Source organism: Paenibacillus sp. Y412MC10 (genome assembly GCF_000024685.1).
Lineage (GTDB): Bacteria > Bacillota > Bacilli > Paenibacillales > Paenibacillaceae > Paenibacillus_AQ > Paenibacillus_AQ lautus_A.
This window is the reverse complement of record NC_013406.1, coordinates 229,704-246,195: the sequence shown is the minus strand read 5'-3', so window position 1 is coordinate 246,195 and position 16,492 is coordinate 229,704. Positions and strand designations below refer to the sequence as shown.

The window sequence follows — 16,492 nt, the reverse complement described above, 5'->3', positions numbered from 1 at the left end:
GTCCTCCAGCCCTCGTTGCGCAAAAAGGCTATTCCATGTCACCCCTTGGCGACGATGGAATAGCCTTTTTCGCTATTACAATCCTAACGGTTTATTTCTTCTTCAGTTTATTGGATTTCCCCATTAAATATAACAGATACGGTGCTCCCAGGAACGCGGTAACGATACCCGAAGGCAGCTCCTTCGGAATGATGACCACCCTGCCGATCCAGTCTGCCCCAGCCAGCAGAATTCCGCCGAGCAGCGCCGCAATCACCATCGATTGCCGGTGACGGGCACCGACCAGCATTCTGGCGGCATGCGGCGCAAGCAGCCCGATAAAGCCGACCGAGCCGACGTTCGCGGCAGCGATGGAAGCCAGCAGCACTGCAATGATGGCGACATACATCCGGGTATTCCGCACATTCAGTCCAAGTCCGGTGGAGCTTTCTTCGTTAAACGTCAGCAGATCCACCTTCCGTCCGAGCCATGCCGCCAAAGGCAGCAGGATGAGGATCGCCGGAACAATCCGCTGCACCTCCGTCCAGCCCCGGTTATAGGTACTCCCCGCCATCCAGGATAAAGCGGGCGCAACGTCGACCTTCGCATGGACAATCATCAAATTGATGATGGCCGAACCAAGCGCGGCGACGGCGATGCCGACCAGCGTAAGAATCGTCGGATGAAGCCCTCTCCTCCAGGATACCGCGTATACTAAAGCGGCCGCGGCCATCCCTCCAAGAACCGCTCCGACCGGTACCCAGCCGGCCGACAATTGCGGGAAGCCTACCATCAGCAGCAGCGCCCCGGCTCCGGCCCCGCTGGTTACCCCGATCACCTGGGGATCTCCCAGCGGGTTGCGGACCGCATTCTGCAGCAGGCTTCCGCTGACGGCCAGCGCTATGCCGGATAGGCCGGCCGTGAGCAGCCTTGGCAGGCGGAAGTCCAGCAGAATCTGGCGATACATCGCCTCGCCGCCTCCGGTAAGCACGGCCACCACTTCCGTAAAGGGGATGCGCAAGCTGCCGCTCACCAGGCTGAACACCCAGACGAAAACCAGCAGCACGCTGAGCAGCGCAACCAGGACCGGATACGGAATCCGGCGCAGGCTTGTGCCGGCCATCATTGATCCCCCTGAAGCTCCGCGTCCCCCGATCAACGAGCGGGATACCCGAAGCGCAAGCCAGATCAGGCAAGGGGCACCGAGCATGGCCGTAATGGCTCCGACCGGAAGCTCCCCGTAGGCGTTCACGAACATCCTGGCCACCGTGTCGGCCCCGACAAGCAGAGCAGAGCCCCATAACGCGGCCAGCGGAATCAACCCTGCATGCCGGACTACGCCGGACAAGCGGACCAAATGGGGAGCAATCAACCCGATAAAACCGATCGGACCGACAACGCTCACGGTCACGCAGGCCAGCACGATAGCTGCCCCCATGGCAAGCAAGCGGGTGGTGCCGACTTTTTGGCCGAGGGAGCGCGCCGATTCCTCATTGAGCGTGAGGATATCCCATTGGCGTACCGCCATGCATAACACGACTAACCCGCCAATGATCCATGGCCATGAAAAAGCTACGCCATCCCAATCGTTCTGGATCAGCGAGCCCGAACCCCACAGTAAAATCCCCTGTGTTGTCTGCTGATTCAACAGCAGCAGCGCACTCGTGACGGACGATAGGACCAGGGTAACGATCATGCCGGACAATGCAATCCGCAAGGGAGAGCCCTGTGTCCTGCCAGCCAGCGCATAGACGGCTACAGCCGCCAGCGTTCCGCCTGCCACTGCCAATGGAAGAGCATATTGGTGCAGCAATCCCGGCCAGAAGATCATCCCGGCCACGACAGCCAAATAAGCGCCCGCATTCACGCCAAGCGTCGTTTCCGAGGCAAGCGGATTGCGCGTTACGGTTTGCATGAGCACGCCGGACACCGCCAAGGCCGCGCCCGCCAGCAGGCCCATGACCGTTCGCGGAAGGCGCACGCTGCGGATCAGATGGTGATCTGCAATATCCTGCGGAGACACCAGCGCCTGCACAACCGTTTTGACCGATATATCCGCAAGCCCTTGCGTTAAGCTGATAAACGTAAGAAATAGCAGTGCCGCAAGGCCTCCAGCCAGTATCCATAACGGCTTCCAGCCCCTACCTGAGGCAACAGGCGGGGCCGGATGGATGCTCACCGGCGTGGAGCCTTGAGCCGGTTTCTCGCCGAAACTCATTGCGTGAGCAGGTCAGCTGTCTTTTGAGCCATGGTCTGGGCAGACAACGGGCCGCCGTAAGGCCACATGTCACCGCCAAGTGCATACACGCGGTCTTCTTTAACAAAGTTCAGGCCTTTCCAAACCGGATTGTCCTTCAATTGATTCTCGATGATGTTATCACTGTCCTGGATAATATGCAGGAAATTCGCGTCCTGAAGAGCCGGCAGCGCCTCGACGTCCGCAGTGGTGAATCCGTAGACTTCAAATTGACCTGGCTTATGGGCGTTGGTCAGCCCGATGTGCTCAAGAATTTTTACGGCCAGGGAATTATCCGTCGATATTCGGAATACCGCCGCATTCTGGTTGCTGTACCCCATCGCCAGCGCAAACGGTTTTTCCGTCATTCCCGCAGCTTCAAGCTTGGCTTTGGCATCGGCATAGGTTTGATCCAAATTGCTAAGCACGTTTGCGGCTTCGTTTTTTTTATCAAGCACGTCAGCAATCGTATTAAAGGTATTGATCATTTCTTCGTACTGATCCCCTTGTCCCTCAGCCGGATAAGGATCAAACACCAATGTTGGCGCAATGCTGTTGTAAGTTTCAAAACCGGCTTCAAGATTGGACTTCAAACCGATGATCAGGTCCGGCTTCAACGAAGCGATAAGCTCCAAATTCGGCTCTTGGCGAGTGCCGACATCGGTTACGTCCGAACCGATCTCTACCGGAATGTTCACCCACTGTTTCATCCCTTCGATGTCTGCAATGCCGACAGGCTGAACACCCAGCGCAAGAACATCTTCTGCATAAAGCCATTCCAGCGCCACCACGCGCTTCGGAACGCCCGTAATTTTCGTTTCGCCCATCGCGTGCTTGATGGTTCGGGTCTCCGGCGCGGCCTCGGTTTTATCCCCGCCTTGTGCGGCCCCCTGATCCGAATTCTGCGCTGCCGTGGAGCCGCTTCCTTCATTGGATGCCGCACCCCCGCCGCAACCGGCTAAAACCACAGCAAATATCAATACAATAAATACCAGACCCTTCATACTCCGCATTGAATTTCTCCCCCTATACCCTCTATGTATTGTAGATATTGTTTATTAATAATAATTATTGAGAACAATTATCATTATCAATACTCAGCACAATGATAATCATTCTCATTGATAATGTCAATAGATTTATGAAGATTATCTGAACCCTTCATGAATCGTGTACTTTTCGACATGAAGATCGGATTAACTCTTTACAGCCAAGTCGTTATGTAACATAATCTTACTGATTGTTTTATGCACGCTTAATCTCAGCCATCGACTCATCCACGGAAGTCCATGGCTCTTTTGACAAATAACCGAAAAAGTGAGGGATTTCCATGCGTGACAACCCCCCTGCAACTGCGGCCGAGAGCGACTTTCCCGTTAAAGCCGGCAATCCGGCACGGCGAGCCCTGATCGTTGCCGGCTATCATCGGCTTGCCGATCTTACCCGGGCGACGGAGAAAGAGCTGCTTGCGCTTCACGGAGTTGGTCCAAAGGCGATCGGAGTATTGCGCGCCGCTTTGGCCGAGAAGGGTCTGGCCTTCAAAGAATAAAAAAAAGAGTGAATACATAAGGTACCTACATAGGATGGATCCCCAAGCCGCAAAAAGGTTCAGGGATCCATCACGTTTATGTTTGCTCCAATACGTCAAATCTTACCGAAGGCAGAACATTCATAAAAAACATATTTACATTTCTATAAAAATAGATATAATGAGCTTATGGATACCTTACAAACCATCAAAGCACTATCAAACGAGTCTCGGTTCAAAATCCTGGAGTGGCTGAAGCACCCGGAAGAACATTTTGATCCGCAGGATCACATGCCTTCCAAATGTGATTTTCATGGCGGTATCTGCGTGGGCTCCATTTCAGAAAAAACAGGACTCGCTCAGTCGGTCGTTTCTGGCTACCTCGTCAAATTGCAAAAGGCTGGTCTCCTGGAATCCCATCGAGCGGGCCAGTGGACATATTACAGACGTAATGAGGAGGGCATTAAGCGTTTTATCGAACAACTCAAGGAAGAGCTTTAGGCTTAAAAAGCAAATCAACCTGAAGATTAAGCTTAAAAGCTCTTTCTTTTTATCATATATATCTATTTTTATGAAAATACAGAAAAGCATATTAAACATATTGGAGGATTCCATACATGAGCAACCAAAATCAAAGTGTCCGATCTGCTGCATCCCTATTCGTGCCCTATACCATCGGCAACCTTACCCTGCCTTCCCGCGTGGTGATGGCTCCCATGACCCGAGGCTTCTCCCCGAATGGCGTTCCGGGCCCGGATGTGGCCGCTTACTACCGTCGGCGTGCGGAGAACGGCGTCGGATTGATCATTACCGAAGGAACGCTGATTAACCACCCGGCGGCCACCGATAACCCCAATGTGCCTAATTTCCATGGAGAGGCCGCATTGAACGGCTGGGCCGAGGTGGTCCGTCAGGTCCATGAAGCCGGCGGTAAAATCATGCCGCAAATATGGCACATCGGCATGACAAGACCGCTAGGTGCCGAGCCAAATCCGGAGGCACTTCCGATCGGACCATCCGGACTTGACCTGGACGGCAACGTGGTCACGAAACCGATGACCAAGGATGAAATCGAGCAGGTCGTTCAAGCTTATGCCGATGCCGCCGCGAATGCAAAACGCCTTGGCTTTGACGGCGTAGAAATCCATGGTGCCCACGGTTACCTGATCGACCAATTCCTCTGGGAAAGAACGAACCGGCGTACCGATGAATACGGAGGCGACATGCTGAAGCGCGCCCGCTTTGCGATCGAAGTGGTCAAGGCAGTCCGTCAAGCGGTGGGTCCTGACTTCCCTGTCGCCATCCGCCTATCCCAATGGAAGACGAACCAATATGAAGCCAAGCTGGCGGATACGCCTGAGAAGCTGGGGCAGTTGTTAACCGCGCTGTCTGACGCCGGTGTCGATATATTCCACTGCTCGACCCGCCGCTTCTGGGAGCCTGAATTTGAAGGCTCTGACCTGAACTTTGCCGGATGGGCCAAGAAGCTGACTGGAAAAACAGTCATCACCGTCGGTTCCGTCGGTCTCGATGAAGTATTCACCAGCCTCTTCACCCAAGGTAAGGGTGCCGGCCAAAGAGATCTCGAAGAGCTGCTGAATCGTCTTGAGGAAAATGAATTTGACCTGGTTGCCGTCGGCCGTGCTCTGCTGGCGGATCCAGAGTGGGCTGCCAAGGTTCGAGACGGGCGTTTCGACGAGCTTGCCCCATTCACGCCGGAATCCTTGCAAACGCTGGTTTAATGCGATTTCAGATCCCCAGCCCCCTTGGGGCCTGAGCGCCGCATTAGATCTTCAAATACAAAACCGGAAGCAGATTGCTTCCGGTTTTTTTGCCGTATGCTGTTCATTGCTATTCGTCATGCAAAGCGGCTTGACGTTTGTAATGATCCTCGATGACCATGCAAGCCATCGCTTCGATCACGGGTACGACACGGGGGCAGATGCATGGATCGTGCCTGCCGATCGTCGTTATCTCCCGTTCATTACCCTCCACATCGACTGTCCGTTGGGGAATCGAAATGGAGGAAGTCGGCTTGACGACGACTCGGAACACGATGTCCGCCCCGGTGCTGATACCGCCGATGATCCCGCCGGCATGGTTCGTCCGAAACCCCTCCGCGTCCATCTGGTCGTTATGTTCGCTTCCCCGCATGGAGGCGGCTTGGAAGCCCGTCCCGAATTCGATGCCCTTAATCGCTCCCACGGACAACATCGCCTTCGCCAGCTCAGCGTCAAGCTTGTCGAATACGGGTTCTCCCAATCCCGCAGCGATTCCGCTGATACGGCATTCGACGATTCCCCCGCAGCTGTCGCCCTCTTCGGCCAGTCGTTCTATCCTCTCGATCATGCGAACGGCCGCTTCAGGATCACATGCCCGTACAGCATTGCGTTCGATGGCATCGACGTCGAATTGCTCGCACCGGATGCCGCCGATCTCAGTCGTATAGGCCAGGATCGAGACCCCCCGACGTTCCAGAAGCTTGCGCGCCACGGCACCGGCAGCCACTCGCGCAGCCGTCTCCCTTCCCGAAGCTCTTCCGCTTCCTCGATAGTCGCGTATCCCGTATTTTTTCTCATAAGTGAAATCCGCGTGCCCGGGCCGATAGGCCGATTTGATGGTGTCGTATGCCGACGGGCGCATGTCGGTGTTGTTCAGCATGATGCACAGTGGCGTGCCCGTGGTTTTCCCCTCGAATAGCCCGGATACAATGCGGATCTTATCGTATTCCTTGCGGGGAGTCGTAACGGAGGATTGCCCCGGCCTTCTGCGATCCATCTGAATCTGGATGTAGGCCTCATCCAGCTCAACGCCAGGCGTGACGCCCTCCAAAATGACGCCGACTGCTTCTCCGTGCGATTCCCCGAACGAAGTCATTTTCAATCGTTCTCCAAACGTACTTCCTGCCATGTCCATACCTCCCGAATACTTTCGATTCCTTTTCATTTAGTTTAAGGGTATAGTTGAAATAAATGAAATCATAATATCGTAGAGATGCCATAGAGAGGATTGATGACAAATGATCGCCAACACCGAATGGTATCGGGTGTTTCTGCATGCCGCCGAGACGTCCAATTTAACGAAAGCCGCTCAAAACCTCCATATGACGCAGCCTTCTGTGAGTTATGCCATCAAACAGCTGGAAGAAGCGCTCGGCGTGGGCCTGTTCGACCGATTATCCAAGGGCGTCCGCCTGACGCAAGAAGGCCAAGCCCTGTATCAGCATGTCCGGCAAGCCTTCGACGAACTCGATTCAGCCGAGCGCCGCTTGAAGAAGCTGAAGCAGTTCGGCGAAGGCAGGCTGAGGATCGGCGCGAACGGGGCTATCGTTAAGGACTTTCTCCTCTCCTTGCTCGACCGATTCCATGCCCGCTATCCCGACATCCGCATCCAGCTGTCACAGGAGCGAACCAGCAGCATCGTGGAGCGCTTAAAGAAAGGCTCGTTGGATCTCGGCTTTGTTCACCTTCCCGTATCGGACGAGGAAATCCATATCATCGACTCCCGTACTTCGCCTTATTGCGCCGTGGTTGGAACGGCCTTCGCAGATTGGGCTCGCAGGCCTCTACGGACGGAAGAATTGACGGAGCTTCCCCTCTTGTTGCTATCCCCTGGCAGCTCGACGCGGTCCTTCATCGAAGGGTGGTTCCGATCGCAAGGGGTGGAAGCGGAAGCCGACTTCGAGTTGAACAGCCTGGACATGTTAGCGGAATTTGCCGAGCGCGGTTATGGAACAGCCTTCTTGCCACGGGCCTTTGTCTCGTCCCGCATAGCGGACGGTTCCTTGCTGGAGCTTCGAACAGATACTCCGTTACCGGATCGATATATCGGCGTCGCCGTTCGGAAGCACCAGTCGCCTTCGCTGGCGGCAGGGGCATTTTTGGAGATGCTGCAGCACAACTGACGATCTTCCGCCGACATTCCCAACTGAACAAGGCAGCCGGATGAACGGCTGCCTTTGTTTCGTTTGTATTGACTAACGGTTTAGCAGATAAAAGCTTGCTTCTCATCAAATCCTGTCCAGGCTGGCACCTGTTGAATACACACAAGCAGCTGTTTAGCTTTGAAAAACTAACCGTAAGCCCTCACTTCAATAACCTCGGCATAATCAGAGCCGTTCGTGCGCTCCACCACCAATCGAAGCGCCGCGCATGGAACGGGCTCCTCCAAACGGTGGACAGTTCTCCGGCGGCGGTTCAACGCCTCCGAGGCAAGGGTGATCCACTTCCCTTCCGAATCCAGCGCTTCTAGTCTGTAGGCACGGACCAGCTCAGGGATGATGTCGAACGGCGTACGATGATGATGCAGATTGATCAGATCCTCGTTGACATCATCGTTGAAGATCAGGTGAATCTCGCGGACCGACTGCACTTCCTTCCACTCCAGCTTCAACCAAGGCGTCTCCCCGTCTGCGATTCGCTCCGATACCCACATATGCGGACCGCCGTAAGGACGCTTGTATCCATCAATGACATGCTCCGGTTGATACGCCCTTGAACCGATCGCCGACCGCAGGCAAAACAGCTTGCGGACCAGCCCCTTCATGCTCCACTCCACCACCGGCTGGCTGTCATCATGGTCTTCCAGCTCCTTGGAGACGCGGGCTGGCGTCCCCCGTTCGAAGGCAAGCAGCCCGCTCATCGGCTTGGACGACAAATACAGCGTCAGATCCGGATTTTCGCGCACGATGATAAAGGCGTTCTGCGGCTCCGCCGGCTGCCAATCCAGCTGGACGGGAACCCATTGCCCCTGCCCCGGCATGATCCGGACGGAGGTGCGAAATTCTAACGCGGCCGGCACGTAATTCTCCGGACGTCCCGTGCTCCAAACCTCCACCGTCATGTCGGTCTCCTGCTCCGCATCCACCAGCCATGCCACCTCGCCCGCCAGCCCCGGATCGGCCGGCATCAGCACGGCGATGTCCCGCTCCAGCGGATAAGGCGCCTCCGCCTCCTCGATCGCGATCCTGGACAGGTGGGACGATGCGCTGACCTTGGCGCTTCGGGCCAGATCCAGCGGATCGTGGTTTGCAACCCCGAGCACGGAGGCATCCTGCTTCAGCAGCGTCTGCTGAAGCTCCCCGCTCCGGCTGCGGGACAGCTCGCGCGGGGAGAGGCCGTGCTGGATGCACAGCGCCGCAGCCGTGCCGGCCGCTTCGCCCAGGACGGCGCAGGTCGCCATCACCCGCGTGGTGCCGAAGGCCACGTGGGTGGCGCTGATGTTGCGCCCGGCGAACAACAGGTTGGCCACGTTCGCCGAGTACAGGCTGCGGAACGGTATATGGTAATTCCCGTCCGCATGCATATGCTTCGAGCCGCTCTCTTCGGCGTACATGCCCTGCGGTGGATGCAGATCGATCGACCAGCCGCCGAAGGCCACCCGGTCCTCGAACGGCTCTTGGGCCATAATATCGTTTTGCGTAAGCACATAGTCGCCGACAAACCGGCGGTATTCCCGCTTGCCCGGCTGGGCGCCGACCCACTCCAGCGTCATATTGGCGGCATCGAATTTGCCGGAATTTTTGATATAGTCCCATATGCCATATATGACTGACCACAGCTCATCGCGGATCCGCTCATTGTCATGCACGGTGTCGAGCTCGCCGCCCCATTCGATCCACCAGTAATGGCAGCCCGAGTCGCCGCTGCGGATGACCCGTTTGATCGGGATCGGCGTCTGCGTAATATCCTTGGCGAAGGCAGGCGGCACGAATTTTACCGGGTGTCCGGCATCCTTCGTGTAGAACAGCAGCGTGCTGCCGAGTGTCACATCGTCCGCCGTCTCCGGCGCCCATTCCTCCTCGTATTCGCTGCGTGCTTCCCGCCCGAGCCGGTATTTTGCTCCCGCCAGGAATCCGACCAGCCCGTCCCCTGTGCAATCCAGGAACACGGGACTCTCAAACCGGATGCGCCGCTCCGAGCCCATCATCCAACCGGTAACCGAACGGATCTGCCGCGCGTCAGAATCTCCGTCCGCTTCTACCTCATGCACGTCCGTATTCAAGAACAGGGTGATGTTGGGCTCGGCCCGCACGGTCTCCAGCACGATCAAATCCCATAGATACGGGTTGCCGTCCGGATTCCGGTACTGGTTCTCCACGAACATCTCGCCCATAATGCCGGTTTCCCGGGCATAGCGGTTGATCCCGTGAGCCGTCGCGCCGCATACCCATACGCGCACCTCGCTGCTGGAGTTGCCGCCCAGAACCGGGCGGTTCTGCACGAGCGCTACCTTTTGTCCGAGCCTGGCGGCCGCCACCGCCGCGCAGACCCCTGCCAAACCGCCGCCAATCACCGTTATGTCGCTTACTTCCGTTTCGTTTCTCATGCTCCTTCTCCTTTCATTTTCGTACAGGTCATCTGTGGACATGGATTGTGGGCTATCCTTTAACAGCCGAGCTCGCCACGCCCTGAATGATATATTTCTGACCGATCAGGAACACGAGAATCATCGGAATGATACCTGCGGTTGCCGCCGCCATCATGCCGTTATAATCCACCGTATTTTCCAGAATGAAATTTTGCAGTCCCAGCGGAACGGTGTACAGATCCTGATCGATCAAAAACACCAAGGCATTCTCATAGTCGTTCCAGTGCCAGGAGAAATCGATAATCGCCAGCGTGGCCAGCGAAGGCTTCGCCATCGGCAGAATGATCCGGGAAAAAATGCGGAAATGTCCGGCTCCGTCGATAAAGGCAGCTTCCGAAATTTCATGCGGTACGGAGAGGAAGAACTGCCGCATCATGAACACCCCGAATATCGTGAATACGCCCGGCAATATCAGAGCCCAATGCGTGTTGTAAATGCCGACCCAGTCGAACATGATGAACTTCGGCACAAACAAGACCTGAGGAGGGACCATCATCATCGACAAATAGATCATGAACATGGCATTCCGTCCCTTGAACTCGATCCGGGCAAAACCGTAAGCGGCTAAAGCGGACAGCAATACCGCTCCGACGGTGCTGATCAAGGCGACTTTAAGCGAGTTGAGGTAGTAGTGGCCAAAGCTGTTCGCTCCGGTCCACACTTTCACATGATGATCCCACATGAATTGGGCGGGAATCCACTTAATCGGGTACTGGAATACTTCCGCTGGCATCTTGAACGAGGTGCTGATCATCCAGAGGAAAGGGACGATCATAACCACGCTGAAGAACAGCATAATGAACGTGACGATTATTTTGGTGTATAAGGCTTTGGTCATTGTCCTTCCTCCTTAATAGTGAACCCAGCGCTTCTGGCCGATCCATTGAATGACGGTGAAGATCATGATGATCAAGAACAGCGCCCAGGAGATCGCGGATGCATAACCCATTTCGTAGTAGCGGAAGGCATTCTGGTATATGAACAGGGATAACACGGTGGTGCTGTTGCCCGGGCCCCCTTGCGTAATGGCTTGAATGATCCCGAACTGCTTGATGGTCATAATGAGTCCGGTAATTAGCAGCAGGAAGGTCGTGGGGCTGACGAGCGGCCACAGGATGCTGCGAACCGTTTGCCAGGCGCGGGCCCCGTCGATTTTGGCAGCCTCCAGCAGCTCCGTTGAGACCTCCTGCAGCGCAGCCAGGTAGATGATCATGTTATAACCGAGCATGAACCAGATCCAGATGATGTCGATGGCATACATGGAGGAATCCATGGTTGACAGCCATCCCGGGGGATTGGTTATCCCGAACGACTTGAGGATTCCGTTGATCGGGCCGTTATTCGGATGGAACAGCAGCATCCATACGAAAGCCACGGCGACGCCGCTGGTGATGTAAGGCATGAAATATAAGGCGCGGAGCAGCTTTTTTAAATACACCGAGCGGTTCAGTACCACGGCGACGATGAAAGCCAGTCCGATCGATATAGGAACGGATAACAGAAAGAACAGCGTATTTTTGATCGAAATGTAGAAGACCTCGTCGCCCAGCATTTTTTGAATGTTGGCCAGACCCACGAACTTCGTGTCCGAGCTCATAAATTTGTAGTCCGTAAACATGAGATAGAACGAATACAAGGCTGGCACAATAAAAAACAGCATCACGCCGACCATGTTTGGCCCTATAAACAGATAGCCGAGATACTGTTGCCGTTTCATCCAGGATGTTTTCACATAGCCCCACTCCTCTTGGTCTTTTTCATTTCAAGCATAGCAGTCGGGACCAAGCAGGGTTAAGGAACAAAACCTTCGAATTTATGCTACAGAAGTATGCAATTGCAGGGTCGTGAATTTCAGCGTCTCCGTAGATTTGTTCTATGGCCGATGAGAAAAAAGCGGCAATCAACTCCCCTGCCCGGGTCATGCCGAGATAGGCAGTGTCGAAGCCGAACAAAAAGGGGAACGCCGCCCGAAGCGATAGTCCCCTTCTATTGGTGCCGATATCCCCTTATTTGCCTTCTTTTAAAAACGTATTGTGCCGGTTCACCATGGCCTCCAGCGTTTGATCGAGCGATTGGGCGTTAAGGAAATACTTCTCATACTCCTGTGCGCGCATATCCATCACCTCTTGCGGCAAGCTCCTAACGTACGTAGGCGTTTTGTCTTCGAACATGACGTGCATCAAGGAATCCAGGTCATACGTGTCTTTCTTATCGCCGAGCAGGTTATTTAACGCCTCTTCCTGATCGGCGTCCTTCGAAGCCGGCAATCTTCCGCCCGCGGCCATAGGAGCCATGCCTCCGTCCGCATACCACTTCAGGAATTCCCAAGCTTCCGCTTGTTTTTTGGATTTGGCATTAATGGAGATGTAATCACCGAGGCCGCCCCTTGTCACGTAACTGTCCGCACTGTCCGTTAGTCTTGGCACTTGAGCGAACGCGATAGTGAAGTCGCGCGGGAAATCCGTAAAGTTATTCGAACTTCGCAGCAGCCAAGCCCCGATATTCAGCATAGGCACTTCCCCGCTCAGGAACACTTGCTCCACCGGCATTTTGGAAGTCAGCTGCTCTCCAAGCGGCGGCGTGGTCTTGTCATCCTTCATCATGACGTTCAGGGTTTCCAGCCATTTTTTGACCAGCGGGTGGTCCAGATTCGAAGTTCCGTCCGCCTTGGTGTACCCCTCTTGCGATAACACCGAATCAATCGGATCGACGAACGGCTCCATATTTTGAATAAATCCGTAGTTATTGCCGACTTTGAGCTTCTTGGCATATTCGCGCAGTTCATCCCACGTCCAGTCCTTCGGAACGGGCAGGCCGGCCGCATCAAGGGCATCCTTGTTCAGCGCGACAAAGAAGGCGCTTTTCGTGGTCGGCATCCCGTAATACTTCCCGTTGATTTTCCAGCCTTCAGCGTCGGGCCCCATTTTCTCGTCGATATTGTAATCGTCGAATTGGCTCAGATCCAAGGCCAAATTGGACTCCACCCGTTTGGACGTTTGGGAAAGCGTGTAATTCACGAACAGGTCGACATCCTGCCCTGTAATCATGGCTGTATCGAGCTTCAGGTTCCCGTCATCGTCATTGACGTAGCGGACATACTCGACTTGAATATCGGGATGCTCGGCATTCCACGCGTCGATGACCTCTTGCGGTCCGGCCTCCGGCGGTACGCCGCCCCACATGGTTAGTTTGACCGGATCGCCGGATGAAGGCGCTTTCGAATTGTCCGTTCCTTGTCCCTCATTCGCGGATGATGCGGTTTTGCCGCCGCAGCCTGCAAGAAGACCCATTAGCAATACGCCGATGAGAAGCATCGCCCATCCTTTTTTATTTCTCACATTAGAGACCTCCCCAAGAATCATATTGGTGTGATGCACTCTCATCGTAGCAGGGAACGGGAGCCGCTTTTAAGCTACATATCCATTCAGATCATGGAACAAAACGATGGAATTCCTGTTTCGGCGAATCCTATGCCTTGCATAGAATCGTTCTATTTAGCGTCTTTGCCGTGTTGTCTGTATTTGCTCGGCGTGAAGCCGGTCAACCGCTTGAATATTTTAATAAAATAATTGTCGTTCACGAACCCCACCCGAAGGCCGATCTCGTGAACAGGGAGGTCGGTTTGAAGTAAATACGCGATGGCCTTATCCACCCGGACCTGGTGCAAATAATGAATCAAGGTGCGTCCGGTCTTTTTCTTGAAGAGCGCGCTGACGTAATTCTCGCCCATCATCACGTAGCCCGACATCGATTTTACCGTAATGTCCTGCTCGTAGTGCTCATGGATGTACTGCAATATTTTCTGTACTTCCGGGTGCGTCGTGATTTCCTCGGGGGAGGCATGATGCGCCGGTTGTGGCGGCACCGTCTCCGTGGACGCGACCGGAATTGAAACAGGTTGGCTTGGGTTCGGGCTCGGGTTACTCTTGGTCAGCTCGGCATTCATTTTGTGCAGCGTCTCCCTCAGCGTATTCACGCTCATCGACAGCTTCAGGATATAGTTGGATGCCCCGTATTCCATCGCTTGCCGGACATACTCGAATTCACTCATGCAGGTCAGCATCACGAACTTCGAGGCATACCCTTCCTCCCGGGTTCTGCGGAGGAGCTCCACGCCGTCCATCTCCGGCATCACGATATCGGTCAGCACGAGATCGGGCGGATTGCTCCGGATCATCTCCAGCGCCTCGGCGCCGTTGCCTGCCTCTCCCGCCACCTTGAATCCAAGCTCCTCCCACGCGATGATCTCCCGCACGGACTCTCGCACAAACACCTCATCCTCCACCAGCAGCACCTTCCACATAGGTCTCCCCTCCTCGAAGCTTTTTAAAATCCGAATCCAAGCCTACACAGGCCAGAAACGAATAATCTGCCCGTTATGATGAAATCAAGTGATCGTTCTGATAAGGCGTTGAGATTAACAGCGGGATAGAAAATCGAATCCGCGTTCCCCGCTCCGAAGATATAATCTCCATGCTGCCCTCTTCTTTAAATAGCAGCCGCAGCAGCTCTTGCACATTGTTGAGACCGATACCCGGACGTTTACGCATTCCGCCCGCCTGCCGGGACTGCTCCATGCCGACGCCGTTGTCCTTGATCTCCACCGCCAATCGATTCGGCCCCTCCCGGGTAACCGTAATTTCAATGAGACCCTCCTGCTCCGACAGCGGCCCGATTCCGTGTATAATGGCATTCTCCACGAGCGGCTGGAGACAGAGCTTGGGTACAAGCGCATAGAGGATGTCCTCATCATACGCAAAGGTCACGTCAAAACGGTGATTATAACGCACCTGCTGAATATGGACGTAGGCCTGCACCAGCTCGATTTCATCCTTCAAATGCACCAGATCCTTCTCCGTATTCAGGCTCGCCTCCAGCAGCTTGCCCAGAGACAGTGTGATATTCGTGATATCCTCATTCCCGTGGCGAATGGCACTCCACTTGACGGTATTTAGCGTGTTGAGCAGAAAATGGGGGTTCATCTGAGCCAGCAGCATATGAAAATGCACCGCTTCCTTCTGCCTTTCCTCGGCCTTCAATCGCTGAATCAGCACATCCATGTCGTTGAGCATGGAATTGAACGTCTGCGTCAGTTCCAGAATCTCGCCCCGGAACTTGTGCTCCGGCAGCCGGATTTTCAGATTGTTGCGGACAACCGCCTTCATCTTATTCTGCAAATGGGATAACGGCCGGGTAATCGTGGCGGCAATAATGAAGGTCATGATGAGGAAAGCGCCGGTCAGCAGGAAAAAGGTCATGAAATATTGGCGCTTCAGCTCCTCGATCTCGTTAAAGAGCACCGTCAGCGGTATCCGGTTCACGATATACCAATCCAGCGATTCCACGTAAATGTAATTCACCAGGGTGTTGGAGGCCTTATCGATAAAATACTTCTGCCTGGGCTCGGCCGCAATCCTGGCTTTCACCTCGCCGGTCAGACTGCTGTTCAAGATCGATTGGGATACGTTCTCCCCAGCGCTTGTAATCAAAAAATACTCCTGTCGCAGCGTCGACTGCTTCAATACCGATTGAAACCAGAAGGAGTAATCGATGCTGATCCGGGCCATGCCGTACGGCTTGTTGCGGGGAGTTTCCATGTAAGCGTACAGCGACAGCAGGTAAGGACTCGTCGAGATATCCCGCAGCACGTAGTTGGCATCACTCGAAACCCAATGATACGACACGCCCTCCATCTGATCCCTATCAAAGCCAGGGTTGTCCCGAAGCTTCCTGTAATCGAGCGCCTCCCTGGGAGAATAAGAAGTGTAAGCGTTGCCATAAAAGTCGAGAATCGTGAAGTAGACCGACGGATTATATAGGAAAAAGCTGTTGTTCAAATTTTTGAACTTCTCCTCCATCAGGTTTTTGTTCTCGAGCCCCTGCCGCTGCCCGGGATGGGTCAGCACGGAGGCCACCGTCGAATCCTGCTCCAGAAATATCAGCGTTTTGAAGGCTACGCTCAACTGATCCTCCAGCGTTCGATACATCTGCTCCAGCTGGCTGTGGCTTTGCTGGCTGATTTTCTCCTGGACCAAGGTCTCGATCCGCTGGTAGTTGTACAAATTCAAAATGCCGAAAGGCAGCAGTATGACCAGAACGAACGCGGCAAACAGACGGTATTTCAGCTTGTGTGGAAACAGGGATCGTATTCGGTTCAGCACCCTCCCGCACTCTCCTTTTCGCTCGCTTGTTCTTCAATTATATCAGCACCGGTTCGCTTGAGAATGGCAATGTCTGAAATTGCATGGATATGTGCGGTTGATGCTGGGCGCAGGCATAGTGGATGTGTAGATTTGTTCTATTTTTATCAGACAAAAAAGACCAAACTCTCCGAGAGAGCTTGGTCCTCATCGATTGCATCAACGCATTTCGTGCTCAAG

General features: G+C 54.5%; 13 protein-coding genes. 4 read left to right on the top strand and 9 right to left on the bottom strand.

Going from position 1 to position 16,492, the window contains the following annotated elements; translation table 11 throughout:
* Positions 1-91 precede the first annotated feature (91 nt).
* Positions 92-2,197: a Fe(3+)-hydroxamate ABC transporter permease FhuB gene (fhuB, locus tag GYMC10_RS01175; protein WP_012818451.1), complete on the bottom strand. Its 2,106-nt coding sequence runs from the start codon at positions 2,195-2,197 to the stop codon at positions 92-94.
* Complete coding sequence (locus GYMC10_RS01170) at positions 2,194-3,228, bottom strand: ABC transporter substrate-binding protein (protein WP_012818450.1); 1,035 nt, start codon at positions 3,226-3,228, stop codon at positions 2,194-2,196. The genes fhuB and GYMC10_RS01170 overlap by 4 nt, the downstream gene beginning before the upstream one ends.
* Positions 3,229-3,545: 317 nt before the next feature.
* Here GYMC10_RS01170 and GYMC10_RS01165 point away from each other — a divergent pair, with 317 nt between their 5' ends.
* From GYMC10_RS01165 to GYMC10_RS01155, 3 genes are all read left to right on the top strand, one after another.
* Positions 3,546-3,764, top strand: a complete 219-nt coding sequence (locus GYMC10_RS01165; protein WP_012818449.1) for a DNA-binding protein — start codon at positions 3,546-3,548, stop codon at positions 3,762-3,764.
* 168 nt (positions 3,765-3,932) lie between these two features.
* Positions 3,933-4,244: an ArsR/SmtB family transcription factor gene (locus GYMC10_RS31685; protein ID WP_009590170.1), complete on the top strand. Its 312-nt coding sequence runs from the start codon at positions 3,933-3,935 to the stop codon at positions 4,242-4,244.
* Positions 4,245-4,360: 116 nt separating this feature from the next.
* A complete protein-coding gene (locus GYMC10_RS01155) occupies positions 4,361-5,485 on the top strand; it encodes an NADH:flavin oxidoreductase (RefSeq protein WP_012818448.1) in 1,125 nt (374 codons plus the stop codon).
* Positions 5,486-5,594: 109 nt separating this feature from the next.
* On the opposite strand, the gene aroC is transcribed toward GYMC10_RS01155, so the two are convergent.
* Complete coding sequence (aroC, locus tag GYMC10_RS01150) at positions 5,595-6,653, bottom strand: chorismate synthase (protein ID WP_012818447.1); 1,059 nt, start codon at positions 6,651-6,653, stop codon at positions 5,595-5,597.
* Between the two features lie 109 nt (positions 6,654-6,762).
* Here aroC and GYMC10_RS01145 point away from each other — a divergent pair, with 109 nt between their 5' ends.
* A complete protein-coding gene (locus GYMC10_RS01145) occupies positions 6,763-7,647 on the top strand; it encodes a LysR family transcriptional regulator (RefSeq protein ID WP_012818446.1) in 885 nt (294 codons plus the stop codon).
* Positions 7,648-7,814: 167 nt separating this feature from the next.
* Here the strand turns inward: GYMC10_RS01145 and GYMC10_RS01140 are convergent, their stop codons facing one another.
* The 6 genes from GYMC10_RS01140 to GYMC10_RS01115 all read right to left on the bottom strand — a co-directional run bounded on the left by GYMC10_RS01140 (position 7,815) and on the right by GYMC10_RS01115 (position 16,273).
* Complete coding sequence (locus GYMC10_RS01140; protein ID WP_012818445.1) at positions 7,815-10,070, bottom strand: FAD-dependent oxidoreductase; 2,256 nt, start codon at positions 10,068-10,070, stop codon at positions 7,815-7,817.
* A gap of 52 nt (positions 10,071-10,122) precedes the next feature.
* Complete coding sequence (locus tag GYMC10_RS01135) at positions 10,123-10,950, bottom strand: carbohydrate ABC transporter permease (RefSeq protein WP_012818444.1); 828 nt, start codon at positions 10,948-10,950, stop codon at positions 10,123-10,125.
* Between the two features lie 12 nt (positions 10,951-10,962).
* A complete protein-coding gene (locus GYMC10_RS01130; protein ID WP_009593631.1) occupies positions 10,963-11,844 on the bottom strand; it encodes a carbohydrate ABC transporter permease in 882 nt (293 codons plus the stop codon).
* A gap of 274 nt (positions 11,845-12,118) precedes the next feature.
* Complete coding sequence (locus GYMC10_RS01125) at positions 12,119-13,450, bottom strand: ABC transporter substrate-binding protein (protein ID WP_012818443.1); 1,332 nt, start codon at positions 13,448-13,450, stop codon at positions 12,119-12,121.
* Positions 13,451-13,602: 152 nt separating this feature from the next.
* On the bottom strand, positions 13,603-14,415 hold the full coding sequence (locus GYMC10_RS01120) for a response regulator (protein WP_012818442.1): 813 nt from the start codon (positions 14,413-14,415) through the stop codon (positions 13,603-13,605).
* Between the two features lie 73 nt (positions 14,416-14,488).
* Positions 14,489-16,273, bottom strand: a complete 1,785-nt coding sequence (locus GYMC10_RS01115; RefSeq protein ID WP_012818441.1) for a sensor histidine kinase — start codon at positions 16,271-16,273, stop codon at positions 14,489-14,491.
* Positions 16,274-16,492 lie beyond the last annotated feature (219 nt).

What these genes read in the sequence shown, in the direction of transcription:
- fhuB (WP_012818451.1), bottom strand. Translation starts at nt 2,197, where the DNA reads ATGAGTTTCGGCGAGAAACCGGCTCAAGGCTCCACGCCGGTGAGCATC.
- GYMC10_RS01170 (WP_012818450.1), bottom strand. Translation starts at nt 3,228, where the DNA reads ATGCGGAGTATGAAGGGTCTGGTATTTATTGTATTGATATTTGCTGTG.
- GYMC10_RS01165 (WP_012818449.1), top strand. Translation starts at nt 3,546, where the DNA reads ATGCGTGACAACCCCCCTGCAACTGCGGCCGAGAGCGACTTTCCCGTT.
- GYMC10_RS31685 (WP_009590170.1), top strand. Translation starts at nt 3,933, where the DNA reads ATGGATACCTTACAAACCATCAAAGCACTATCAAACGAGTCTCGGTTC.
- GYMC10_RS01155 (WP_012818448.1), top strand. Translation starts at nt 4,361, where the DNA reads ATGAGCAACCAAAATCAAAGTGTCCGATCTGCTGCATCCCTATTCGTG.
- aroC (WP_012818447.1), bottom strand. Translation starts at nt 6,653, where the DNA reads ATGGCAGGAAGTACGTTTGGAGAACGATTGAAAATGACTTCGTTCGGG.
- GYMC10_RS01145 (WP_012818446.1), top strand. Translation starts at nt 6,763, where the DNA reads ATGATCGCCAACACCGAATGGTATCGGGTGTTTCTGCATGCCGCCGAG.
- GYMC10_RS01140 (WP_012818445.1), bottom strand. Translation starts at nt 10,070, where the DNA reads ATGAGAAACGAAACGGAAGTAAGCGACATAACGGTGATTGGCGGCGGT.
- GYMC10_RS01135 (WP_012818444.1), bottom strand. Translation starts at nt 10,950, where the DNA reads ATGACCAAAGCCTTATACACCAAAATAATCGTCACGTTCATTATGCTG.
- GYMC10_RS01120 (WP_012818442.1), bottom strand. Translation starts at nt 14,415, where the DNA reads ATGTGGAAGGTGCTGCTGGTGGAGGATGAGGTGTTTGTGCGAGAGTCC.